Annotated in this window: 20 protein-coding genes and 1 pseudogene; 10 read left to right on the forward strand and 11 right to left on the reverse strand. The window is 71.5% G+C overall.

What is annotated here, in order from left to right; translation table 11 throughout:
* Positions 1–252 precede the first annotated feature (252 nt).
* From hemB to E3O49_RS07885, 3 genes are all read left to right on the forward strand, one after another.
* Entirely contained in the window at positions 253–1239 is a 987-nt protein-coding gene (gene hemB / locus E3O49_RS07875; RefSeq protein ID WP_370261560.1) for a porphobilinogen synthase, read from the forward strand.
* The gene (gene hemL, locus E3O49_RS07880; protein WP_134367058.1) at positions 1239–2588 is read left to right on the forward strand and encodes a glutamate-1-semialdehyde 2,1-aminomutase; all 1350 of its coding nucleotides are present in this window, start codon (positions 1239–1241) and stop codon (positions 2586–2588) included. Before hemB ends, hemL begins: the two co-directional genes overlap by 1 nt.
* Positions 2589–2666: 78 nt before the next feature.
* Positions 2667–3011 carry a hypothetical protein gene (locus E3O49_RS07885; protein WP_134367060.1) on the forward strand — a complete coding sequence of 115 codons (345 nt, stop codon included), beginning with the start codon at positions 2667–2669 and terminating at the stop codon, positions 3009–3011.
* A gap of 38 nt (positions 3012–3049) precedes the next feature.
* On the opposite strand, the gene acuI is transcribed toward E3O49_RS07885, so the two are convergent.
* The 4 genes from acuI to trhO form a co-directional block, all read right to left on the reverse strand.
* Complete coding sequence (gene acuI / locus E3O49_RS07890; RefSeq protein WP_134451304.1) at positions 3050–4066, reverse strand: acrylyl-CoA reductase (NADPH); 1017 nt, start codon at positions 4064–4066, stop codon at positions 3050–3052.
* Positions 4067–4105: 39 nt separating this feature from the next.
* On the reverse strand, positions 4106–4948 hold the full coding sequence (locus tag E3O49_RS07895; protein ID WP_134367064.1) for an ABC transporter permease: 843 nt from the start codon (positions 4946–4948) through the stop codon (positions 4106–4108).
* On the reverse strand, positions 4945–5952 hold the full coding sequence (locus E3O49_RS07900) for an ABC transporter ATP-binding protein (RefSeq protein ID WP_134451306.1): 1008 nt from the start codon (positions 5950–5952) through the stop codon (positions 4945–4947). Before E3O49_RS07900 ends, E3O49_RS07895 begins: the two co-directional genes overlap by 4 nt.
* Positions 5953–6210: 258 nt before the next feature.
* Positions 6211–7113: an oxygen-dependent tRNA uridine(34) hydroxylase TrhO gene (gene trhO / locus E3O49_RS07905; protein ID WP_134451308.1), complete on the reverse strand. Its 903-nt coding sequence runs from the start codon at positions 7111–7113 to the stop codon at positions 6211–6213.
* 90 nt (positions 7114–7203) lie between these two features.
* Here trhO and E3O49_RS07910 point away from each other — a divergent pair, with 90 nt between their 5' ends.
* On the forward strand, positions 7204–7758 hold the full coding sequence (locus E3O49_RS07910; RefSeq protein ID WP_134367072.1) for a YbhB/YbcL family Raf kinase inhibitor-like protein: 555 nt from the start codon (positions 7204–7206) through the stop codon (positions 7756–7758).
* Between the two features lie 79 nt (positions 7759–7837).
* Here the strand turns inward: E3O49_RS07910 and E3O49_RS07915 are convergent, their stop codons facing one another.
* Together E3O49_RS07915 and E3O49_RS07920 are read right to left on the reverse strand one after the other, a co-directional pair.
* Positions 7838–8698, reverse strand: coding sequence for an aldo/keto reductase (locus tag E3O49_RS07915; RefSeq protein WP_134402423.1), 861 nt, complete (start codon positions 8696–8698; stop codon positions 7838–7840).
* 93 nt (positions 8699–8791) lie between these two features.
* A complete protein-coding gene (locus tag E3O49_RS07920; RefSeq protein ID WP_134367084.1) occupies positions 8792–9763 on the reverse strand; it encodes an aldo/keto reductase in 972 nt (323 codons plus the stop codon).
* Positions 9764–9873: 110 nt separating this feature from the next.
* Between E3O49_RS07920 and E3O49_RS17065 the strand changes: the two genes are divergently transcribed.
* Together E3O49_RS17065 and E3O49_RS17070 are read left to right on the forward strand one after the other, a co-directional pair.
* The gene (locus E3O49_RS17065) at positions 9874–10368 is read left to right on the forward strand and encodes a hypothetical protein (RefSeq protein ID WP_244285267.1); all 495 of its coding nucleotides are present in this window, start codon (positions 9874–9876) and stop codon (positions 10366–10368) included.
* A pseudogene (locus tag E3O49_RS17070) lies at positions 10331–10774 on the forward strand (alpha/beta hydrolase fold domain-containing protein); the annotation flags it as partial. The gene E3O49_RS17065 and the pseudogene E3O49_RS17070, both read left to right, overlap by 38 nt.
* 328 nt (positions 10775–11102) lie before the next feature.
* Here the strand turns inward: E3O49_RS17070 and E3O49_RS07930 are convergent.
* A complete protein-coding gene (locus E3O49_RS07930; RefSeq protein WP_134367086.1) occupies positions 11103–11741 on the reverse strand; it encodes a LysE family translocator in 639 nt (212 codons plus the stop codon).
* A gap of 138 nt (positions 11742–11879) precedes the next feature.
* On the opposite strand from E3O49_RS07930, the gene E3O49_RS07935 reads away from it, so the two are divergent.
* A complete protein-coding gene (locus E3O49_RS07935) occupies positions 11880–12443 on the forward strand; it encodes an acyl-CoA thioesterase (protein WP_241975791.1) in 564 nt (187 codons plus the stop codon).
* A 48-nt stretch (positions 12444–12491) separates the two neighbouring features.
* Here the strand turns inward: E3O49_RS07935 and E3O49_RS07940 are convergent, their stop codons facing one another.
* The 4 genes from E3O49_RS07940 to E3O49_RS07955 form a co-directional block, all read right to left on the reverse strand.
* Positions 12492–13004, reverse strand: a complete 513-nt coding sequence (locus E3O49_RS07940; protein WP_134367088.1) for an SRPBCC domain-containing protein — start codon at positions 13002–13004, stop codon at positions 12492–12494.
* 135 nt (positions 13005–13139) lie between these two features.
* The gene (locus tag E3O49_RS07945; protein WP_134367090.1) at positions 13140–14720 is read right to left on the reverse strand and encodes a phytoene desaturase family protein; all 1581 of its coding nucleotides are present in this window, start codon (positions 14718–14720) and stop codon (positions 13140–13142) included.
* 159 nt (positions 14721–14879) lie between these two features.
* Positions 14880–15269, reverse strand: coding sequence for an META domain-containing protein (locus tag E3O49_RS07950; RefSeq protein WP_241975792.1), 390 nt, complete (start codon positions 15267–15269; stop codon positions 14880–14882).
* Positions 15270–15317: 48 nt separating this feature from the next.
* A complete protein-coding gene (locus tag E3O49_RS07955; RefSeq protein ID WP_134367092.1) occupies positions 15318–16235 on the reverse strand; it encodes a LysR family transcriptional regulator in 918 nt (305 codons plus the stop codon).
* 188 nt (positions 16236–16423) lie between these two features.
* Between E3O49_RS07955 and E3O49_RS07960 the strand changes: the two genes are divergently transcribed.
* The 3 genes from E3O49_RS07960 (at position 16424) to E3O49_RS07970 (ending at position 24231) form a co-directional block, all read left to right on the forward strand.
* Complete coding sequence (locus E3O49_RS07960) at positions 16424–20026, forward strand: proline dehydrogenase family protein (RefSeq protein WP_134451310.1); 3603 nt, start codon at positions 16424–16426, stop codon at positions 20024–20026.
* Between the two features lie 219 nt (positions 20027–20245).
* Positions 20246–21268 (forward strand): 3-oxoacyl-ACP synthase III, encoded by a 1023-nt coding sequence (locus E3O49_RS07965; protein WP_241976053.1) that lies wholly within the window; start codon positions 20246–20248, stop codon positions 21266–21268.
* Positions 21269–21324: 56 nt separating this feature from the next.
* Positions 21325–24231, forward strand: coding sequence for an alpha/beta fold hydrolase (locus tag E3O49_RS07970; protein ID WP_134451312.1), 2907 nt, complete (start codon positions 21325–21327; stop codon positions 24229–24231).
* Positions 24232–24283 lie beyond the last annotated feature (52 nt).

A 24283-nucleotide genomic window follows, 5' to 3' on the forward strand; every position in this document is an offset into this window, starting at 1 on the left:
CGGGGCAAACCCGAGGTCATGGCCCCGGTCTGCCACGACCCGGCCCGCACCTGGGTACCGGGCCAGGACCACCGCGCCCACCGGGCCAGTCAGGCCGGCGGTGCCGGCCGCGGCCGCCGAGCCCGCACCCGAGCCCACCCGCAGGCCACGGGTTCAACGGAATAGGCGCGCCGGCGTGGGTGGATCCTCTCTGTTCGCGCACGGCCGGGCCGGGTGCCCTCGTCCAGCCGGGCGACGTAGGGTTGACGAGTGATAACCCCCGTCATCCGCCCGCGACGGTTGCGCAACTCTCCCGCGCTCCGCCGCCTGGCCACCGAAATCCGTCTGCACCCGTCTGAATTGGTCCTGCCCATGTTCGTGCGGGAGGGGAGCGGCGACGCCGTTCCGATCCAGTCGATGCCCGGGGTGGTGCAGCACACCATCGACAGCGCCCGCCGGGCCGTCACGGAGGCCGCGGCGGCAGGCATCGGCGGCGTGATGCTGTTCGGCGTGCCGTCCGTGCGCGACGCCGTCGGGTCCGGAGCCACCGACCCCGACGGCATCCTCAACGCCGCCACCCGCGCGCTGGCCGACGAGGTCGGCGACGCCCTCTCCGTGCAGACCGACCTGTGCCTGGACGAGTTCACCGACCACGGCCACTGCGGCGTGCTCTCCGTCGACGGCAGCGTCGACAACGACGCCACCCTCGAGCGCTATCGCGAGATGGCGCTCGTGCAGGCCGCCTCAGGGTCTCAGCTGCTCGGGCTCAGCGGCATGATGGACGGCCAGGTGGCCGCCGTGCGCGAGGCGCTCGACCAGAGCGGCTTCGTGAACACGGCCGTGCTCGCCTATTCCGCCAAGTACGCCTCTGCCTTCTACGGCCCCTTCCGCGACGCCGTGGAGTCGACCCTCGAGGGCGACCGGCGCACGTACCAGCTCGACCCGGCCAACCGCCGGGAAGGGGTGCGCGAGGCGCTGCTCGACATCAGCGAGGGTGCGGACATCGTGATGGTGAAGCCGGCCATGAGTTACCTGGACGTTTTGTCCGATGTGGCCGCCGTTAGTGATATTCCGGTCTGGGCATACCAGGTGTCCGGCGAATACGCCATGATCGAGGCCGCCGCGGCCCACGGCTGGATCGACCGCCGCCGGGCCGTCGAGGAGTCCGTCCTCAGCATCCGTCGCGCCGGCGCGGACGCCGTGCTCACCTACTGGGCGGTCGAACTCGCCACCTGGCTGAACGAAAGGCAGGCCCGCTGATGACCCGCAACGACGATCTGTTCGCCCGGGCGCAGCGCGCCATCCCCGGCGGCGTGAACTCGCCTGTACGGGCCTTCCGCTCGGTCGGCGGCACCCCGCTCTTCCTGGTCAAGGCGAAGGGCGCCTACGTCACCGATTCCGACGGGCGCGAGTACGTCGACCTGGTCAGCTCGTGGGGGCCGGCCATCCTCGGCCACGCCCACCCGGACGTGGTGCAGGCCGTGCAGGATGCCGCCGCCCTCGGTCTCTCCTTCGGCGCCTCCACACCGGGCGAGACCGTGCTGGCCGAACTGATCGAGGAGCGCGTCGGCGCCGTCGAGAAGCTGCGCCTGGTGTCCACCGGCACCGAGGCCACCATGACGGCCATCCGCCTGGCCCGCGGTTTCACCGGCCGTGACCTGCTGATCAAGTTCGCCGGCCACTACCACGGCCACTCGGACGGGCTGCTGGCCCAGGCCGGGTCGGGCCTGGCCACCCTGGCGCTGCCCGGGTCCGCCGGAGTGACCGCTGCGACCGCCGCGCAGACCCTCGTGCTGCCCTACAACGACCTCGACGCTCTGCGTGCCGCCTTCGCCGCGCACCCCGGGCGCATCGCCGCCGTGATCACCGAGGCCGCGGCCGCGAACATGGGCGTGGTCGCGCCCGACCCCGGCTTCAACGCCGCCATCACCGAGATCGCGCATGAGAACGGCGCGCTCCTGATCATCGACGAGGTGCTGACCGGCTTCCGGGTCGGCCGCGCGGGCTACTGGGGCCTGGACAACACCGGTCCCGACAACACCGGTCCCGAGGCCGCCCCGACCCGATACACACCCGACCTCTTCACCTTCGGCAAGGTCATCGGCGGCGGCCTCCCGGTCGCGGCCCTCGGCGGCCGGGCCGACGTGATGGACTTCCTCGCGCCGAACGGCCCGGTCTACCAGGCCGGCACCCTCTCCGGGAACCCGGTGGCCGTGGCCGCCGGAATCGCGACCCTCAGCGCCCTGGACGACAGCGTCTACGCGCAGCTCGACGCCACGGCCCTGCTGCTCTCCGAGGCCGTGTCGGCCGCGTTCTCGGCCGAGGGCGTCGCCCACGCAGTGCAACGCGCCGGCAACCTGTTCAGCTTCGTCTTCGGGGACGAGGCCGCGGCCTCCGCACCCCGGGACTACGCGCAGGTGCAGCGGCAGGACGCGTTCCGCTACGGCCCGTTCTTCCACTCCATGCTGGACCAGGGCATCTCCTTGCCGCCGTCGGTGTTCGAGGCCTGGTTCGTCTCCGCGGCCCACGACGAGAGCGCGCTCGGCTGGATCCTCGATGCCCTGCCGACCGCCGCGAAAGCCGCGGCGGCGGCGACCGCCCCGGTGTGAGCATCCGCCCAGGGGACGTTATTCCTTTGTGAGGTTGTCGATAAAAGAAATTCCGGCCGGAACAGGCAGACTAGGACGATGGCTTCCCTCCGCGTTCACCCCGACCGGCTCGAGATCCACCTGACGAAGGCGGAGCGCACCATCTCGCTGCGCAAAGAGGACCTCGTGGTGGCGCGCGAGAACATCCGTTCGGTCACGATCACGGATGATCCGTGGATCTGGATCCGCGGCATCCGTGCCCCCGGGCTGGAGGTGCCGCTCCTGCTCGCGGTCGGAACCTGGAAGTTCCACGGCGGCAAGGACTTCCTGGCGATCAAGCGCCGGCGGCCGGCGGTCGTCATCGACCTCGTCGATGAGGACTTCTCCCGCGTGATCCTCACGACCAACCACGCGCCGGACCTGATCGCGTCGCTCAAGCTGTAGCGCCGGCCGCGCCGCTGCGGCCGCGTGCGGCGCCGCGGCTACCGCCGGACGTCGACGACCGTGCGGCCGTGCAGCGTGCCGGCGAGGATGCGCGCGCCCGCGTCGAACGCGGCGTCGAGCGGGACGACCTCGGTCAGGCTGTCGAGCAGCTCCAGGTCGAGGTCGGTGGCGAGGCGCCGCCAGGCCTGCTGGCGCTGGGGCAGCGGGGCCTCGACCGAGTTGACCCCGACGAGGCTGATCGCGCGCAGGATGAACGGCATCACCGTCGCGGGCAGGTCGGCGCCCTGGGCCAGGCCGCACGATGTGACCACGCCGCCGTAGTTGGTCTGGGCGAGGACGTTGGCGAGGGTCGTGCTGCCGACCGAGTCGATGGCGCCGGCCCAGCGCTGGGGCTGCAGCGGTTTGCCGGGCTCGCTGAGCGTGCGGCGGTCGACGAGTTCGGCGGCGCCGAGCCCGCGCAGGTAGTCGCCGAGTTCGTCGATGCGGCCGGTCGAGGCGGTCACCCGGTAGCCCCGGTGGGACAGCAGGGCCACCGCGACGCTGCCGACGCCGCCGCCGGCGCCCGTTACCAGGATGTCGCCGGAGTCGGGGGTGATCCCGCCGCGCTCGAGTGCGAGCACGGAGAGCATCGCCGTGAACCCGGCCGTGCCGATCGCCGCGGCCCGCCGGGCGCTGATGCCCTCCGGCCGACGCACCAGCGAGTCGCCGGAGACCCGGGCCCGCTCGGCCAGACCGCCGTGGTGGGTCTCGCTGAGGCCCGCCCCGTTCAGGATGACCTGGTCCCCGGCCTGCCAGCGCGGGTCCTCGCTGTGCAGCACCCGGCCGACCAGGTCGATGCCCGCGATCAGCGGCCAGACGCGCACGACCCCCGGGCGACCGGTCAGGGCCAGGCCGTCCTTGAAGTTGATGCTGGAGTAGTCGACGGCGATGGTGACGTCGCCGTCCATCAGGAAGGCGTCGTCCACCACCCGCAGGGCCGCGGACTGCACCTTCTTGCCCTCATCGTTTTCGGTTCGATCGACGACGATTGCGCGGAACTGTGTCTCGTTACCCATGAGTCGAGCCTACGTGCGTCCGGTCCGGTTGCGGGGAGGTCAGGTGACGTCGCGCTTCCAGCTGACGAAGTAGCCGCCGACGGTGGCCGCGACCGCGTAGGCGAGCAGGACGAGGCCGCCCTGCCACCACTCCAGCATCGCCGTGCTGGTCCCGGTCGGGCTGGCGATGGTGAAGAAACTGGCCCCGACCAGGGCGTCGGAGGCGGCGCCGGGCAGGTAGTTGCCGATGCCCGCCGTTACTTCGGTGAACATCGACGCGAAGCGCAACAGCGGTTCGACGAACTGGGTGAAGGCGAGCACGATCACGACCGCGGCCACCTGGCTGGGCACCAGCACGCCGAGCCCCACGCCGACGCCGGCCCACATCGCCATGGCCAGCACGGTGCGCCCGATCAGCGCCCAGGTGCCGCTGTCGCCGAGCAGCGGGTCGACGCCGAAGGCCCCGATCACGAGTGCGCCCACCCCGACGGATGCCAGCAGCGCCACGACGCCGAAGCCCGCCCCCGCGAGGAACAGGGTGACGGTCTTCGCCCCCAGCACCTGGCCGCGGCGGGGGTTCGCGAGGAACGTGGGCGTCAGGGTCTGGTGCCGGAACTCGCCCGTGGTGGACAGGGCGCCCAGCAGCACCGGGAACACGTAGCCGACGGAGGAGGCGAAGCTGTAGACCAGCGGCGGGAGGCTGCCGAGCGGCGGGGCGCCCTGGCCGCCCGTTCCGGCGGCGTCGGGGCTGATGGCGCCGCTTTCGATTCCGGCGAACAGGGCGGCGAGGCCGCCGGCCAGCAGTGCGATGTAGCCGAACATCACGGCGGCCAGCACCCACCACATCCGTGTGGTCAGTGTCTTGGCGAATTCGGCGCGGATCGCGCGCAGGAAGGGGGTCATGCCGGCTCGCCTCCGGTGCCGTGCGGCTCGGTGTCGTTGGGATTGCTGCCGTGCGGCTTCCCGTCGTGCGGCTGCTCGTCGTTCGGGTGTTCGTCGTGCGGGTGGCCGTGGGCGTTGTCGTTCACCAGGGCGAGGAAGGCGTCTTCGAGCCCCTTCTTCTGGCGGTGCAGGGCGCTGACCTCCACCCCGGCCGTGAAGGCGATGTGACCGATCAGCGCCGGGTCCGGCGCGGCGGCCAGCAGCCCGGTGCGGCCGGTCGTGAACTCGATCCCGGCCCGACCGAGCGCCGCCGCGAGGGCCGCGCGGTCGGGGGAGTCCACGATGATGCGGGGCGCGATCTGCGTTTCGAGGCTGGACAGCGGCCCGCGGTGAACGAGCTCGCCCTGCGCGATGATGATGACGTCATCGACGCTCTGCTGCACCTCCGAGAGCAGGTGGGAGCTCACCAGCACGGTGCGACCCTCGTCGGCCATCGCGCGCAGGAAGCCGCGGATCCATTTGATCCCCTCGGGGTCGAGGCCGTTGATCGGTTCGTCGAGCACCAGCACGCCCGGGTCGCCCAGCAGGGTGAAGGCCAGGCCGAGCCGCTGGCGCATGCCGAGCGAATACCCGCCGACCCGCTGGTCGCCGTGGGCGTCGAGCCCGACGGTGTGCAGCACCTCGTCCACGCGGGCGCGGGGCAGGCCGGCCGCGATCGCGTAAACGGCCAGGTGGTTGCGGGCCGTGCGGCCGGGGTGGAAGCTGGCGGCTTCGAGCGCGGCGCCGACGGTGCGGAGGGGCTGGGGCAGGCTCCGGTAACGGATGCCGCCGATGGTGGCCATTCCCGAGGTGGGGGTGACCAGTCCGAGCAGCACCCGCAGAGTCGTGGTCTTGCCGGCGCCGTTGGGGCCGAGGAAACCCGTGACGCGGCCCGGTTCCACGCTGAACGAGAGATCGTTGACCGCGGTCACCCCGCCGAACCGCTTGGTGACGTGACTGAACTCGATGATCGCGCCGACCGGCATCCGTGGCCCCCTCCATCTGGTGCTGGCCCCAGCCTAGTGAGTGCGCCCCCGTGCCCGCAGTCGCCCGCACCTCCCGCCCTGAACCAATTCGACGGAGATTCTGCTCTAAAAACACGTATCCGGTGTGTTCCGGCCCATTTTCGGCAAAATCTCCGTCGAATTCGTTAGGGGCGCGGGGCGCGGGGGACGACCCGGACGACCCGGACGACCCGGACGACCCGGACGACCAGGCCGACAGGCCGACCTCGGCCCGGCCGGTCAGGCCGCGGTGTGAGCGGAGCAGGCCGGGGGGTCGGCCGCGACGCAGGCCGGGCAGACCACGAGCTGTTCCCGGCACGAGGCATCGCGGCAGTTGAGCATGTTCTTGGTCGGCTCGCCGCACACGGTGCAGTGGCCGATCACGGCGACGTGGCCGCTGAAGTCCACGGACATCCGCTGGTCGAAGACGTACAGCGACCCGTTCCAGAGCCCGTCGTCGCCGAACGCCTCGACGTACCGCACGACGCCGCCGTCGAGCTGGTAGACCTCGCCGAAGCCGCGGTCCTTCATCAGTGAGCTGAGCACCTCACAACGGATGCCTCCGGTGCAGTAGGTGACCACCGGCCGGTCCTTGAGGTGGTCGTATTTGCCGCTCTCGAGCTCGGCCACGAACTCGCGCGTGTTGGCCACGTCCGGCACGATCGCGTTCCTGAACCGGCCGATCTCCGCCTCGAACGCGTTGCGCCCGTCGAAGAAGGCCACGTCATCGCCGCGCTCCTCGACCAGGGCGTGCAGCTCGGCCGGGGACAGTTTCGTGCCGCCGCCGACCACTCCGCCGGCGTCCACCCTCAGCTCCCCGGGGGCGCCGAAGCTCACGATCTCATCGCGCACCTTCACGACCAGCCGGGGGAAGTCGAGGCTCAGGCCGGCCGGGTCGAGCCCGGTGCCCTCGCTCCACTTGACGTCGAGCTGCTTGAACGGGGCGTACTCACGGGTCTTGCGCAGGTAGCGTTTGAGCGCGGGGAGGTCACCGCCGAGGGTGCCGTTCAGGCCGTCCTTCGAGATCAGGATACGACCGCGGAGACCGAGCGATTCGCACAGGTCCCGCTGCCAGAGGCGCACGGCCTCCGGGTCGGAAAGCGGCGTGAAGACGTAGTAGAGCAGAATCTTCGGAATGGCCACGACCCCATTTTACCGAGGTTGACGCACGGTTCTCGCCGCAGGCGCAGCCCGGGCCGGTCGTCTAAACTGCTGCCAACCATAGGAGGCCACATGGCCCTGAACGATCCTCTCGCCCGCTTCGGCGAAGTCCCGCTCTTCACCCTGACCAGCACCGACATGACCGACGGGGCCCCGCTCGCCGCGGCGCAGTTCGGCCTCGGGTCCGGCGGCCGGAACGTGTCGCCGCAGCTGTCCTGGTCGGGGTTCCCGGCCGGCACGAAGAGCTTCGCCGTGACCGTGTACGACCCCGACGCGCCGACCGGTTCCGGGTACTGGCACTGGGCGGCCTTCAACCTGCCGGCGACGTGCACCTCCCTCCCGGCCGGGGCCGGAGCGCCCGGCGGGCGTCTGCTGCCCCCCGGCGCGGTCATCCTGCCCAATGAGGCACGCCAGCCGGCCTTCGTCGGCGCGGGACCGCCGGCCGGCACCGGCACCCACCGGTACCAGTTCATCGTGCACGCGGTCGACGTGGCGAGACTCGAGGTCGACCCGGACTCGACCCCGGCCGTGCTCGGATTCAACCTGCACTTCCACACGCTGGGCCGCGCCGTGCTCGAGGCGACGGGCGCTTTCGGAGGGGCTGCCGCTGACGGGGAGCGCCACTAGGCCTGCCCCGGCCAGGTGGGCAGCTGCCCAGCTGCTCAACCGCTCAGCTGCGTGCCCATCCAGGCGGCGGCGTGCCCGCTCAGGCGGCGTCGAGCGTCGCCGACTCCTCTGCCGTGAGCGTGAACTCGGTCGCCTGAACCGAGTCCCGGATGCTTTCCGGGCGGGAGGCGCCCGGGATCGGGATCACGTGCGGCGACTTCGACAGGTGCCAGGCGAGGCAGGCCACCTGCGGGCTCACGCCGCGTGCGGCCGCGACGGACGCGAACGCCGGGAACCGGTCGCCGAGTGACGCGGCAGACAGGATGCCGCCGAGCGGGCGCCAGGGCAGGAACGCGATGCCGAGCTCGTCGCAGAGGCGCAGCTCGGGCTCGCTGCTGCGGAACGCCGGGGAGAACTGGTTCTGCACGGATGCCAGCCGGCCGCCCAGGATCTCCCGGGCCAGCAGGATCTGCTCCGGGTTCGCATTGGAGATTCCGGCCAGCTCAATGGTGCCGGCGTCGAGCAGCTCGCGCAGGGCCCCGATCGAGTCGGCGTACGGCACGGCCGGGTCGGGCCGGTGGAACTGGTAGAGCCCGATCGCGTCGCCGCCGAGGCGTTTCAGCGACGCTTCGGCGGCCCGCTTCAGGTGCTCGGGTCGGCCGTCGATCGTCCAGGTGCCGTCTCCCGGCCGGAGGTGCCCGCCCTTCGTCGCCACGAGCACGGTCGACGTGTCGCCGCCCCACGACGCGATCGCTCCGGCGATGAGGGTTTCGTTGTGGCCGACCTCGTCACTGTGCAGGTGGTACGAATCCGCCGTGTCGAAGAGGGTCACGCCGGCCTCGAGGGCGGCATGGATCGTGGCCACGGAGCGTGCGGAATCCGGTCGCCCCTCGATCGACATCGGCATGCCGCCGAGTCCGATGGCGCTGACCTCGCGGTGGGCGATGAGCCTGGTCTTCATGAGTCCTTCAATCCCCGGGCGAAGCCGGTGTCTGGCCGTGCGGCCGCACGGAGTGTGCGGCCGCACTGAGAGTGTCGAGTGTGCGTTCCGGTGTCACCAGGCGTAGTGCTCCGGCGCCGGCTTTCGGCCGGGAAAGATCTCGTCCAGCCGGGCGAGGGCTTCGGCGTCGAGGGACACCGTGAGCGCGCGCACCGCGGCATCCAACTGGTCCAGGGTGCGGGGGCCCACGATCGGGGCGGTGACCGCCGGCTGGTGCAGCAACCAGGCCAGTCCGACGTCGCCCGGCTGATGACCGAGCTCCGCGCAGAAGTCCTCGTACTGCCCGATCGCGGGGCGGTTCTTCTCGAGCAGCTCGGCGACCTTGCCCTCGAGGCGACGCTTGCCCTCCCGCTCGTTGCGGAGCACCCCGCCGAGCAGCCCGCCCTGCAGCGGCGACCAGGGGATGATTCCCAGGCCGTTGCTGACGGCGGCGGGAATGACCTCGAGCTCGATGTCGCGAGTCAGCAGGTTGTAGATCGACTGCTCGCTGACCAGGCCGGTGAAGTTGCGCCGCTTCGCCTCCGCCTGGGCGGTGGCGATGTGCCAGCCGGCGAAGTTGCTGCTGCCGGCGTAGAGGATCTTGCCCTGCGCGACGGCCGTCTCCATCGCCTGCCAGATCTCATCCCACGGGGTGTTCCGGTCGACGTGGTGGAACTGGTAGACGTCGATGTAGTCCGTCTGCAACCGGGTCAGGCTGGCGTCGAGAGCGCGCCTGATGTTGAGCGCCGAGAGCTTGCCCTCGTTGGGCAGCCCGCTCATGTCGCCGTAGAGCTTGGTCGCGAGCACGGTTCCCTCCCGGCGCGCACCGCCCTGTGCGAACCAGTTGCCGATGATCTTCTCGGTGCCGCCCTTGCCGGTGCTGTCGCCGTAGACGTTCGCGGTGTCGACGTAGTTGATGCCGTAGCCGCGGGCCGAGTCCATGATCGCGTGGGCGTCGGCCTCCGGGGCCCAGTGGCCGAAGTTCATGGTGCCGAGGCAGAGGCGGGATACCTCCAGGCCGGAACGGCCGAGATGTGTGTAGTCCATGACCCCAGCATCCTCCCGCGGCGGTGACAACGGCAACTGAGGCGCTCTCAGCTTGCATGCGGTCGGGCGGCCTAGAGTCGGTTCGTGATCCAGACGCACCGCTCCCTCGCATGACCGACACCCGTTCCGTAACCGGCACCGACGCTCTTCCCGCATCCGGCACGACGCACCGATTGCCGCAGAAGACGAAACCGCAGAAGACGAAACCGCACCGGGAAACGGCGCTGTCCCGCGTCCCCGTCTGGGCCTGGCGGGCACTGATGCACCGGGTCTCGGCCGGCGAGTTGCACAAGTTCAATGCCGAGCCCATCGACACCGTCGACTACCACTTCGACCGTGACTACGTGGGCGACGGCATCCGTGACCACATGCTGGACGTGCTCGTGCTGCACGATGCCCCGGGGCCGCTGCCGGTCTACGTCTACTTCCACGGCGGCGGCTGGACCTCGGGTGACAAGGCTCCGCTGACGAAATACTGCGCCAGCCAGCCAGCCAGCCAGCCAGCCAGCCAGCCAGCCAGCCAGCCAGGCCGCCGACGGAATGGTCGTCGTCAACGCGAACTACCGCATGGCCACGCGTTTTCAGCTCAAGCACATGCTCCGTGACGGGAACGCGGTGCTCGACTGGGTGGCCCGGCACATCGAGGATTTCGGAGGCGACCCGACCCGGATCGTGCTCGGCGGCGATTCCGCCGGCGGCCACATCGCCGCGCTCCTGGCGGCTTCGGCGTACGAGCCGGCGCTGGCCGCGTACTACGACGTCGAGCCAGGGGTGGAGCCCGCACACCTGCGCGGCCTGGTGCAGCACTGCAGCATCGCGGACGTGTCCGTCATGTTCGAGCGCGGCTTCGTCCTGAGCCTCAATTTTCTGCGGATGCTGCTGCCCGAGCGCGGCCGCGGCGTCGTGCTCCGCACCGCCGCCCGGTTCATGTCGCCGATCGAGTGGCTCGACAGCGGGTTCCCGCCCGTGTTCGTGACCACCTCGGAGCGCGACTACTTCTACCGGGCGAACCTCAATTTCATCGCGGCCCTCCGCCGCCGGTCGATCCAGGTGGACACCCTGATCTACGACCGCAAGCAGGCGAACACGCACCACACCTGGCAGCAGGATGCCGCCCATCCCGAATCGCAGGAGGTTTACCGCCGGCTGGGGGCTTTCGTGCGCCGGGTGGCCTCAATTCCGGCCGCGGCCCTCGCCGTGGCATCCGTGCCCGTCGCATCCGTGCCCGCTGCCGCCCTGCCCGCCGCCGCCAGCCCTGCTCGGCGAGAGTGCCCGTTCCGGTCGAGAGTGACCCGCGCAACGGGCACTCTCGACCGGAACGGGCACTGCGGGTGGGCTTTCAGCTGCTGGCGCCGGTGGCGGCGAGCACGCCGCCGAGGCCGACCATCATCACGCCGCCCGTGGCGGAGAGGTGTTCCATCCGGCGGGGCGACTTGGCGAACCAGTCGCGCGCCGACCCGGCGGCCAGGGCCCACGTGCTGTCGCCGAGCAGGGCCAGCACGACGAACACGATTCCGAGGCTCATCAGCTGCATCGGCACCGCCCCGGCCGAGTAGTCCACGAACTGGGGCAGCACGGCCACGAAGAACACGATCGACTTCGGGTTGCTGATGCCGACGACCGAGCCCTCGGCCAAGAGCCGCCACTTTGACTTCGCGGCCGTGCTCACCGCGATGCTCCCGGCCGCCGTGCGCCGGTGCCGGATGGCCTGCACGCCCAGATAGACGATGTACGCCGCCCCGGCGAACTTGACCACGGTGAAGACCAGCACCGACTCGGTCACGATGGCCCCGAGGCCGAGCGCCACGGCCGCGATCACGGGCAGCATCCCGAGCGCGTTTCCGACCACGCTGAGGAACCCGCCCAGTCGGCCGAGCGCGAGCGAGCGCCCGATCACGAACAGCACGGTGGGGCCGGGCAGAGCGATCAGGGCGACGGAGGCCAGCGCGAACGTGAGCAGGTTGGGCAACGGAACCATAGACGAATGTTAACCCCCCGGCCGGCCCGGCAGCATCCGCTGTGGCAATCGTGCAGGTTCCGGGCCTGTTGTGACGGATGATTGTGGCCCTCAACAGCAAATGCGCGCCCCGCACCGGGCTCGCCCTAGTATCGACGGGTGCATATGCTCTGGCGAACTCTCCTCCACAGTCTGGTCTCCCGCTTCGGCCCGAGGCTCGGCCACTACGACGTGGCCCGCACCCGATTCATCACCCTGCCGACCGACCAGGACATCCTGCGGCACATGAACAACGGCGTGTACCTGTCGATCATGGACATCGCCCGGTTCGACCTGCTGCATCGCACCGGGATCTGGGCGATCTTCCTGAAGCGCGGCTGGTACCCGGTCGTCGTTTCCGAGACGATCAGCTTTCGCAAGTCGCTGACCCTCGGCCAGAAGTTCACGGTGGAATCGCGCATCCTCGGCTTCGACGCCAAGGCCGTCTACGTGGAGCAGCGGTTCGTGCGGCCCGGCGCCGACGGCAGCCCCGAGGTGTACGCGCAGGGCTTCATCCGGGGCCGGTTCCTGAAGCGCACCGGCGGCGTCGTGACCATCGACGAACTGGTCGAGGCCGTCGGCACGGTCCCGGAGGACCTGTCCGTGCCCGCCTGGCTGCTGGACTGGAGCACGGATGTCGCGATGCCGGCCACCCGCGCCCCGGCCCCCAGCGTCTGGGCCTGACCTTCCGCGTCTGAATCTGGCCTTGCGGCCCGGGTCAGCGCGCCCGGGTCAGGACGCCTGCTCGGACGCCTTCCGGGGAACGATGAGCTCCCGGTAGTGCTCCGCATAGTGCGCGTAGCGCGCCCGGTGCGGCATCGGCTTGCCCGCGCGCGACGCCACGAGCCGGTCGAGGTAGTAGTCCCAGTGCGGTCCGACGTCGATCGCCTCCGCGGGGGAGTGCAGGCGCTGGCCGAAGGTCAGCGTGGTCATGCCGGCGCTGTTGACCAGGTGCAGGATCAGGTGGCGGGCGGCGTCGCCGTCGCCGATTTCGACGGTGAACCGCTTCGGCGGGATGCACTGGCGGATGCTGACGTACTCCCACTCGGCATCGGGCTCGTCCAGCCGGAACTTCACGGCGCCCGTTTCGGGCGAGCCGGTGAAGGTCCCGATCCAGGCGGAGAGAGTGCCCGGGCGGCTCAGGCTCGCCCAGACGTCGTCGATGGGGGAATTGAACAGCCGGTCGAACATGAGATACAGGCCGTCCTCGCGATGGGCGAAACGTCCGGTGTGCCTGGCTGTCATGGAAACCTCCGCGATGAGTGGAACACGTGCCTTCCTGTCAGGTTAAGCCCCTTTGGGCCCCGCCGCCACCGGGCACGCCGCCACCCGGCGGAGCGCCCGGTGCACCGAGGGTGGGCCGGCCTCCGGGCGGCCCGCTCACTCCTCCAGCACGGCCATGGCCGCGTTGTGCCCGCCGATCCCGCTGACGCCGCCGCCGCGGCGCGCGCCGGCCCCGCAGATCAGGATCCGCGGGTGCTCCGTGGCCACGCCCCAGCGCTCGGCCGCGGTGTCCCGCGGCGCGTCGTCCTCGAGGAACGGCCAGTCCAGGGGGCCGTGGAAGATGTTGCCGCCGGTGAGGTTGAGGGCGTGCTCCAGGTCGAGGGTGGTCTTCGTTTCGATGCAGGGTCGGCCCGCGGCATCCGTCAGCAGCAGGCCCTCGATCGGTTCGGCGAGCACGGAGTTGAGGGATTCGAGCACGGCCGCCTGCAGCCGCGCCCGGGTCTCGTCGTTGTTCTCCTCGGTGAGCCAGCGGTGCGGGGTGTGCAGCCCGAAGACCGTGAGGGTCTGCGCCCCGGCCGCCACGAGCTCGGGTGAGAGGATGCTCGGGTCGGTGAGCGAGTGGCAGTAGATCTCGCAGGGGAGCAGGTCGGGGATCTCGCCGCGCACGGCTTCGTCGTAGGCGCGCTCCAGCTGGCTGAAGGTCTCGTTGATGTGGAAGGTTCCGCCGAACGCGGCCTCGGGTGTAACGGATGCATCGCGCAGCTGCGGCAGCCGCTCGAGCAGGAGGTTCACCTTGACCTGCGCGCCCTCCGGCCGGGTGTCGGACCGGCCGGGCTCCGGATGTTCTCCGGTGTCCGCGCCGAGCAGCCCCCGCAGTACCCAGGGGGAGACGTTGGCGAGGATCCGGCGGCCCGCGGCAACCTGATCCGTTCCGCCGTGGCGGTAACGAACCTCGCCGGCCGGGTCGACGGCGGTGACCTCGGCCCCGGTCAGGATCCGGGCGCCGGCCTGTCGGGCCGCTTTCTCCAGGGCTCCGGAGACGGCGCCCATGCCGCCGATCGGCACGTCCCAGTCGCCGGTCTCGTTGCCGATGACGTGGTACAGGAAGCACCGGTTCGCGTCGAGGTCCGCGTCCTGCAGCGAGGTGAAGGTGCCGATCAGGCCGTCGGTGGCGACGACGCCCCGCACGAGGTCGTGGCCGAACCGGGCGGTGATGGCCTCGGCCAGCGGTTGCTCGAAGAACTGGCCCCAGATCGCCTCGTCGCCGACCAGGCGCCGGGCCTCCGAGCGGGTGGGCAGCGGTTCGCAGACCGTGGGGAAGAGTGCGCGGGCGACGTGCTCGGTGTCGCGGTAGAAGGAGCCCCACTCGGCGAAGTCGGCGGCGGCGCCGACCCGGTCGAAGCTGGCCTGGGTGGCCGGCGCGTCGCCGCGGTCGACCAGGAGGCCTCCGGTCAGGTCGCACGGGTTGGGCGTGTAGGAGGAGTAGCGGCGCCGGGCGAGTGCGATCTCGAGGCCGAGCTCGTCGATGATGCGCTGCGGCAGCAGGCTGACCAGGTAGGAGTAGCGGGAGAGCCGGGCGTCGACGCCGGGGAAGGCCTCGGCCGAGATGGCGGCGCCGCCGACCTGCTCATCGCGTTCGAGCAGCAGCACCTTCTTGCCGGCCTGGGCCAGGTAGGCCGCGGCGGTCAGGCCGTTGTGCCCGCCGCCGATGATCACAACGTCGTGAGTGGTTTCCATGCCACGAGACTAGCCGGGACCCGGCGCGGTGCCGGTGCTGGGTGCTGAGTGCGTGGTGAACCAATTCGACGGAGATTCTGGCCGAAACGGGCCCAGAATACCGGAATCCCGCTTTTTAGAGCAGGATCTCCGTCGAATTGGTTCGCGGCGGGCGGCGGGCTAGTAGCCGGTGCTCGCGCGCTGGAGCGTTCCGATCTTCGTGCCCTGGGCATCCTGAACGGTCATCGTCGACCCGGCCACGGTGGCCGACTTCGCCTGGCTCAGCCAGGTGTCGACGCCCTCGCAGGCCATCAGCGTCGAGGCGAACGTGCCGAACTCGACGGTGTCGCCCGTGAGCGACCAGGTGCCGATCAGCCGGTTGCAGTCGTCCGAGCCGGCCACGGACTTGTCGTCCTTCAGCTCGAGGCCGGGCTTGCCCTGCGTGTTCGGGCTGCCCCACACCCCGGTCACGTCGCTCGTGCTCGTTCCGGCGCTCGAGGCGCAGCCGCCGAGGCCCAGCACGAGGGCCGCTGCCGCCGCGACGGCGATCAGCCCGATGGTCTTCTTCATGCGCATATTCAAAGCCGAAACCCGGTTGCCGTCAACCACCCGTGGCCGTCAACCGCCCGGCGTCGGCACGGCGACCAGCGCGACGGCGCGGCCCAGGGCCTCCCGCACCGCGAGGACCCCCGGCCGGCTCGCGCTCGATCGCCGGGCGGCCGTGAACACCGTGCGCTGGGGCAGCCCGGGCAGGTCGACCAGCCGCAGGGTGGTCGCCGAACCGGCCCAGACCAGGTCGGGCAGGATGCCGACGGCGTTCCCGGACTCGATCAGGCGGATGTGCGCGATCAGGTCGGCCGTCTCGAATCGCACATCGGGCTCGAAACCCGCCGACCGGCACAACTGCGTCGCCCACTGGCGGGAGGCGGTCCCCTCCGGCTCCATCACCCAGGGCAGGGTCGCCGCGTCCTCCAGCGCCGCCGCCGCGTGGCGCCCGTCCCTGGCGTGCGGCACGGCGAGGCGGAGCGCGTCCGAGGCCAGGTTGACCCGGTCCAGGTCCGGCCGGTGCGCCCGGGTGTGCCCCGGGTACTGCTCGGCGATGACCAGGTCGAAGTCCCGCGCGGACACCTCGAACAGGCCGGCCTCCGGCTCGCGTTCGGTGATCTCCACCCGGAGGTCGGGGAACTCCTCCGCCAGCAGGGTGAGCGCCTGCGGGATGACGGCGTGCGCCGCCGACTGGAAGACGGCCACCCGCACCGTGCCGGACACGGTGGTCAGCGACGCGGTCATGTCCGCCTCGGCCACCTCGAGCCGCTCCAGCAGGTGCGTCGTGTGCTCGACCAGGATCTCGGCCTGCGGGGTGAGCCGCACCCTCCGCCCGACCCGCTGCAGCAGCTCGACGCCGGCCTCCTTCTCCAGCAGGGCGAGCTGTTGCGACACCGCCGACGGGCTGTAGGAGAGGGCTTCGGCGACCCCGGCCAGGGTGCCCCGGATCTTCAACTCCCGCAGCAGGCGCAACCGCTTGACATCCAGCATCCGTCTGCCCTTCGCTCGAACCGGCCACCCCGGTCGATTCATCAATAATTCTAATCAATATCGATTAGGAAGAGTCGCTTTTGCTAATCGGATGGCGGCCTCAGACTGTGGAGAGATTCCCCTGCCCGCTCGCCCAGCGACCGCGAGCCGGAGAGATCCGCCGCGAACGAAAGGCTAGCCTCGTGACCATGACCAACCCCACGCCATCCGTGCAGCAAGATTTCAGCGGCGAGGTCGTCGTGCTGGTGCAGAAGTGGCTCGCCGAGAGCGCCACCATCCCCGCCGACGTGTCGGCCGAACGCCTCGCCGGGGTGCTAAAGGACCCGAACGGGCTGGACTTCACCGTGGGCTTCGTCGACGGCGTCATGCGCCCCGAAGACCTCATGGTCGCCGGCTACAACCTGCAGAAAATCGCCCGCAAGGCGCCCGGATTCCTGCCCTCCTACATGCGCGGCGCCATCGGGCTCGGCGGCGTGCTCGGCCCGGTGCTGCCCTGGGTCGTCATCCCGGCCGCGCGCAAGGTGCTGCGCCAGATGGTCGGGCACCTCGTCGTCGACGCCACGCCGGACAAGCTCGGCCCCGCGATCCGGCACCTGCGCGAGTCGGGCAACCGGCTCAACATCAACCTGCTCGGCGAGGCCGTGCTGGGCGAGAAGGAGGCCCTCCGCCGCCTCGAGGGCACCCGCGCCCTGCTCGCCCGCGACGACGTCGACTACGTCTCGATCAAGGTCTCCTCCATCGCCAGCCAGCTCTCGATGTGGTCGTTCGACGAGGCCGTCGACCGGGTCGTCGAGCGGCTCACCCCGCTCTACGAGCTCGCGGCCGCGTCGCCCGCCCCCAAGTTCATCAACCTGGACATGGAGGAGTACCGCGACCTCGACCTCACCATCGCGGTGTTCGAACGCATCCTCGACCAGCCCCAGCTGCTGCACCTGGAGGCCGGCATCGTGCTGCAGGCCTACCTGCCCGACGCGCTCGGCGCGCTGCAGGGACTCACGCACTGGTCCCAGGGCCGGCGAGCCGCCGGCGGCGCACCGATCAAGGTGCGCATCGTCAAAGGCGCCAACCTGGCCATGGAACACGTCGACTCGGCCGTGCACGACTGGCCGCTGGCGACCTACTCCACCAAGCAGGACAGCGACACGAACTACAAGCGCGTGCTCAGCTGGGCCCTCACACCGCAGAACACGGATGCCGTCAAGATCGGCGTCGCCGGCCACAACCTCTTCGACGTGGCCTGGTCCCACCTCCTCGCCAAGAAGCGCGGCGTCGACGACCGGGTCGAGTTCGAGATGCTGCTGGGCATGGCCACCAGCCAGGCGGAGGCCGTCAGCCGGGACGTCGGGCGCCTCCTGCTCTATACGCCGGTCGTCAACCCGGCCGAATTCGACGTGGCGATCAGCTACCTGATCCGCCGCCTCGAAGAGAACGCCAGCCAGGACAACTTCATGTCGGCCGTGTTCGAACTCACCAGCTCCCCGGCCCTGTTCGAGCGGGAGAAGCAGCGCTTCCTCGCCTCCCTCGAGGCCCTCGACGCCGAGGTGCCGCGGCCCAACCGCCGGCAGGACCGCTCGGCCGTCGACCAGCTCGAAGCCCCCGAGCACGGCGACGTGCAAGCCGGCGAGGAGGAGCCCGACGAGGGCCTCACCGCAGCCGTCCTCGGGCTCACCCGCGGCTCGCTCGGCTCGTTCGGCCTGCTCACTGCGCCCGGTGCACCTGGTGCGCCCGGAGCCTCGAGCTTCCACAACGAACCCGATACCGACCCCTCCCTGCCCGCGAACCGGGCCTGGGGCCGTCGCATCCTGAACCAGGTCGAGACCTCCCGGCTCGGGCTGGACACCATCGCCGCCGCGCGCGTGAGCGACGCCGCCCAGCTGGAGCGCCTGATCGAGACCGCGGCCGCCGGCGGCGCCGCCTGGGGCCAGCGCCCCGGCGCCGAGCGCGCCGCCGTGCTGCACCGGGCCGGCCTCGCGCTCGCCGCGAACCGGGACCGCCTGATCGAGGTGATGGCGGCCGAAACCGGCAAGACCATCGCCGAGGGTGACCCGGAGGTGAGCGAGGCCGTCGACTTCGCCCACTACTACGCCGAACGCGCCAGGGACCTCGACTCCGTGCAGGGGGCCACCTTCGTGCCCTCGAAGCTGACCGTGGTCACCCCGCCCTGGAACTTCCCGGTCGCCATCTCCGCGGGCGGCGTGCTCGCCGCCCTCGCGGCGGGCTCCGGCGTCATCGTCAAGCCGGCCAAACTCGCCCAGCGCTCCGGCGCGGTGATGGTCGAGGCGCTCTGGGAGGCCGGCGTGCCGCGCGACCTGCTCGTGCTGGTGGACCTCGCCGACCGTGAGCTGGGCACCCGGCTGATCTCGCACCCGGCCGTGGACCGGGTCATCCTGACCGGCGCCTACGAGACCGCGCAGCTGTTCCGCAGCTTCCGCGAGGACCTGCCCCTGCTGGCCGAGACCAGCGGCAAGAACGCCATCATCGTCACCCCCTCCGCCGACCTCGACCTGGCCGCCGCCGACGTGATCAAGAGCGCGTTCGGCCACGCCGGGCAGAAGTGCTCGGCCGCGAGCCTGGTCATCCTGGTCGGTTCGGTCGCCAAATCCGAGCGCTTCCTCAGCCAGCTGACGGATGCCGCGACCTCCCTGCGCGTCGGCCGCCCGTCCGACCCGGTCACCCAGATGGGCCCGATCATCGAGCCGGCGGAGGGAAAGCTCCTGCACGCCCTGACCACGCTCGGCGTGGGCGAGCAGTGGCTGGTGGAGCCGAAGCAGCTCGACGAGTCCGGCGCCCTGTGGTCGCCCGGCATCCGCACCGGGGTCGCTCCCGGGTCCTACTTCCACCTGACCGAGTTCTTCGGCCCGGTGCTCGGCGTGATGCACGCCCGCAACCTGGCCGAGGCCATCCGGTTCCAGAACGCGGTGGACTACGGCCTCACGTCCGGGCTGCACTCGCTCGACTCCGCCGAACTGGCCGAGTGGGTGGACACGATCGAGGCCGGAAACCTCTACGTGAACCGCGGCATCACCGGCGCGGTCGTGCAGCGCCAGCCGTTCGGCGGCTGGAAGCGCTCTGCCGTCGGCGCGGGCACGAAGGCGGGCGGACCGAATTACCTTCACGGGCTCGGCAGTTGGGTGACCGACCCCGGCCGCAACTCCTCCACCCTGCACCTGCGCGGCCTGGACCAGACCGTCACCGACGTGATCGAGGCGGCGCAGACCGTGCTCGACTACGCCGACTTCGACGTGCTGCGCCGCTCTGCCCTGAGCGACGCCCTGGCCTGGCGCGAGGAGTTCGGCGTCGTGAAGGACGTCTCGAACCTCGGCCTCGAACGCAACCTGTTCCGCTACAGCCCGCTGCCCGTCACGGTGCGCCTGGCCGAAGACGGCACCCTCTCCGACCTGCTCCGGATCATCGCCGCGGCCACCCTGACCACGTCCCGGTTCGAGGTCAGCAGTGCCATCCCGGTGCCTCCGCTGGTGCGGAACGCGCTGTCCGAGCGTGAGATCCCGGTGACGGTGGAGAGCGACGCGGAATGGCTGGAGCGCGCGGCGGCCGGCGGCATCCGCACCAGCCGGGTGCGACTGATCGGCGGGGACCGGCTGACCGGGGCGACGCAGGCGGCATCCGCCCTCACCCACGCGCTCCGCGGCAGCCCGGACATCGCGATCTACGCGCACCCGGTCACCCAGGCCGGCCGGGTCGAGCTGCTGCCTTTTCTGCGTGAACAGGCGATCTCGATCACCGCCCACCGTTTCGGCAACCCCAGCACGCTCTCGGACGGGGTCATCTAGCCCGTCGCGGGGCGCCGTCGCCCGCACGGCGGCGGTGCCCCGGGCCCGGCACGGGTGACGGCGCAGGTCACGGCGCAGGTCACGGCGCAGGTAAAATGGGACCGTGACGGTCGCAGTATGCGGCTGCTCGGGGCAGGGATACGGACAACGAACAGGTTTCTGGTGCAGGATTGCCGGGCTGCGGGTTTCCAGCGCTGCAATTCGACAGGGGAATCAGAGTTGAACGGAAACGCCACGACGACGCACCGTAACGTCGCCCTGCTGTCGGTGGACAGCGAACTCGCCCCGCGGATCACGACCTCGGTCGAGATCGACGCCCGACTGCAGCCGGCGCTGAAGCGCCTGCGCCTGCCCAGCGGCCTGCTCCAGCGGGTGGCCGGCGTGCAGGAGCGCCGTAACTGGGCGCCCGGACAGGCGTTCGACGACGCGGCCGTGCTGGCCGGCCGGCGTGCCCTCCAGTCCGCCGGCATCGAGCCGGGCCAGGTCGGGCTGATGATCAACACCTCCGTGACCCGCAAGCACCTCGAGCCGTCGGTGGCCGTGCGCATCCACCACGGCCTCGGCCTGCCGTCCTCGGCCACCAACTTCGACATCGCCAACGCCTGCCTCGGTTTCGTCAACGGCATGACCCTGGCCGCGCAGCTGATCGACTCCGGGCAGGTGCAGTACGCCGTGGTCATCGACGGTGAGGACGCCGACGAGATCCAGTCCAACACGATCGACCGGCTGGGCCGCGCCGATATCAGCCGCAAGGACTTCATGAGCGAGTTCGCGAGCCTCACCCTCGGCTCCGGCGCCGCGGCGGCCGTGCTCGGGCCGGCGGACGCGCATCCGGAGGGCCATCGCATGCTCGGCGGGGTGACGCGCGCCGCGACCCAGTTCAACGGCCTCTGCGTCGGCAGCGTCGACGGCATGTTCACCGACGCCAAGGCGCTGCTCAAGGGCGGCATGGAACTCGTCGTCTCGGCCTGGACCGAGGCCAAACGCGACTGGAACTGGTCCGGCATGGACCGCTACATCCTGCACCAGGTGTCGGACGTGCACACCAACGCGATCATCAAGGCCACCGGCCTGGACCGTTCCCGGGTTCCGCTCACGTACCCGCTGCTCGGCAACGTCGGGCCGGCGTCGATCCCGATCACGCTCGCCGAGGAGGCGAAGCGGCTCTCACCCGGCGACCGGGTGCTGCTGATGGGCGTCGGGAGCGGCCTGAACACCGCCATGATGGAACTCGCCTGGTGAGCAGCCGCCGCAGCACGAGCACCCGCACGAGCACCCGCACCGGCACCGGATACCGCCTGCCGCGGGCGGCCGAGACGACCGCCCCGGCGTCACTGCCGCCGCAGGGACTGCCCGGCCTCGACCCGGCCTTCTCCCGGCTGGTCACCGCTGCCGAGACCGCTGCCGAGACTGCTGCCGAGACCGGCGGGGAGCGACCGGCGAGCCGCACCTGGCACCTGCTCGACAACGCCGATCGGCTGGCCGAACTCGGGCTCACCCCGATCGGTACCGTGCTCTGCGTGCACGGCAACCCCACCTGGTCCTACCTCTGGCGTGACCTCGTCACCGCCGCGACGGATGCCGCCATCGCCGGCGGCCCGGCGTGGCGGGTCATCGCCGTCGACCAGCTCGACATGGGCTTCTCCGAGCGCACCGGGGCGCCGCGCCCGCTGGCCCGCCGGGTCGCCGACCTCGCCGACCTCACCGCCGAGCTCGGACTGGCCGGCCCCGTGCTCACCTTCGGCCACGACTGGGGCGGCGTGGTCTCGCTCGGCTGGGCGGTGGACCATCCGACCCTGCTCGCCGGGGTGCTGCTGCTGAACACCGCCGTGCACCAGCCGGAGGACGCGCCGATCCCGGCCCCGCTGCGGCTGGCCCTGCGCCACGGCGTGCTCGGCGCCGCAACGGTCGCCACGCCCGCGTTCCTGGAGACGACTCTCGCGCTCGCGCATCCGCCGCTCTCCGCCGCCGTGAAGCAGGCCTACCGCGCGCCCTACCGCGGGGCAGCGCGCCGCGGCGGCATCGGTGCGTTCGTCGCCGACATCCCCGTCGACGACGCGCACGAGAGTGCGGCCGAGCTCGTGCGCATCTCCACCGGGGTGCGCCGCCTGGACGTGCCGGCCCTGATGCTCTGGGGCCCGGCCGACCCGATCTTCAGCGACCGGTACCTCGACGACCTCGCGCAGCGCCTGCCGCAGGCCGACGTGCACCGGTTCGAGGGCGCCGGGCACCTGATCGCCGAGGACGTCGACTACGCCTCCGCCGCACTGACCTGGCTCGGCGACCACACCTTCGCCGCCCCGGACCCCCTGCCCGGAGCGGCCCTCCCCGCCGGAGGGCTCCCCGCCTCAATGTTCCCCGCCGGAGTGCCCGTTCCGGTCGAGAGTGCCCGTTCCGCGGGTCACTCTCGTCCGGAACGGGAACAGTCGGAGGGCTGGGCGGCGAGCGGGCAGCATCCGCTCTGGCACTACCTGGACGAGTTGCAGGGCAGCGACGACACCGCCCTCGTCGACATGGCCCCGCCGGGCGGCGGCGCACCCCGCGTCGTCAGCTGGCGGCTGCTCTCCCGCCGGGTGCGGCAGCTCGCCGCGGGCCTGCACCTGATCGGCGTGCGCAAGGGCGACCGGGTCTCCCTGCTGATCCCGCCCGGCGCCGACCTGACCGCCGTGCTCTACGCCTGCGTGCGCATCGGCGCGATCGTGGTCGTGGCGGATGCCGGCCTCGGCCTGCGCGGCCTGACCCGGGCCGTGCGCGGCGCGCGTCCGGACCACGTGATCGGCGCCGCCCCCGGGTTGCTCGCCGCCCGGGCCCTCGACTGGCCCGGCCAGAAGATCGCCGTCGCCCGGTTCCCGAGCACGGTGGCCCGACTCCTCGACATCTCCTTCACCCTCGCCGAGATCATCGCGCTGGGCGCGGACGAGCAGCTGCCCGGGCCGCCCGGGCCCGGCGACACGGCGGCCGTGCTCTTCACGTCCGGCTCGACCGGTCCGGCCAAGGGCGTCGTCTACACGCACGGCCAGCTCGCCGCGGTCAGCCACGCGCTGCACGCCCAGTACGACGTGGGCCTCGGCACCGGACTGGTGGCCGGTTTCGCCCCGTTCGCCCTGCTCGGCCCGGCCCTCGGCGCCCGCTCGGTGACCCCGGACATGGACGTGACCTCCCCGAAGACCCTGACCGCGACCGCCGTCGCCGCCGCGGTCGCCGCCATCGACGCGACCGTCGTCTTCCTCTCACCGGCCGCGCTCGCCAACGTCGTCGCCACCGAGGCCACGCTCAGCGCGGCCGACCACCGCAGCCTCGCCGGCGTGCGCAGCTTCCTCTCCGCCGGCGCGCCCGTCTCCGAGCCCCTGCTGGCCGCCGCGGCCCGCCTGATGCCCGGCGCCAGCGCCCACACCCCCTACGGCATGACCGAGGGACTCCTGATGACCGACATCTCCCTGGCGGGCATCCGCGAGGCGACGGCGGCGGTCACGACCGAGGCGTCGGCGATCGCGGCGGCCACGCCCGGGTCGGTGACGACCGAGACAGCGGCGACGGCCGGGCCGGGCACGACCGAGACGACGGCGACGGATGCCCCGGCCGGCCCCGGCGGCGTCTGCGTCGGCCGTCCCGCGGCCACCACCGACCTCCGGATCAGCGCCCTCGACGCCACCGGTGCGGCTACCGGCGCCCTCGCCGAGACCCCCGGGATCACGGGGGAGATCGTCGTCTCCGCCCCCCACGTGAAGAACCACTACGACCGGCTCTGGCTGACCGATCGCGCCTCCCGCAGCGGCGTGACCCCGGGGCGGCGCTGGCACCGCACCGGCGATGTCGGGCACCTGGACGAGGCCGGACGGCTCTGGGTCGAGGGCCGCCTGCCGCACGTGATCACCAGCGCGGCCGGCGTGCTTACCCCGGTCGGACCCGAGCAGCGCCTCGAGCGCGTCGCCGTGGTGGCCCGCGCCGCCGTCGTCGGGGTCGGTCCGGCCGGCATCCAGCAGGTCGTCGCGGTCGTCGAGACCACGCCTGCGGCCCGCCGGGTGGGCCTGGCCGCCCCGGAACTGGCCGCCGCCGTGCGCGCAGCCGCCGGCGTGCCGCTCGCCGCGGTGCTGGTGGTGCCGCAGCTGCCCACCGATATCCGTCACAACTCGAAGATCGACCGCACCCGGCTGGCCGGCTGGGCCGCCGGCATCCTCTCCGGCGCACGGATGAGGCGGCCGTGACGCCGGCCGCGGCGCCGGCCGCGGCGCCGGCCGTGAAGTTGCCCGCCACCTC

Source organism: Cryobacterium shii (genome assembly GCF_004402595.1).
GTDB lineage: Bacteria > Actinomycetota > Actinomycetes > Actinomycetales > Microbacteriaceae > Cryobacterium > Cryobacterium shii.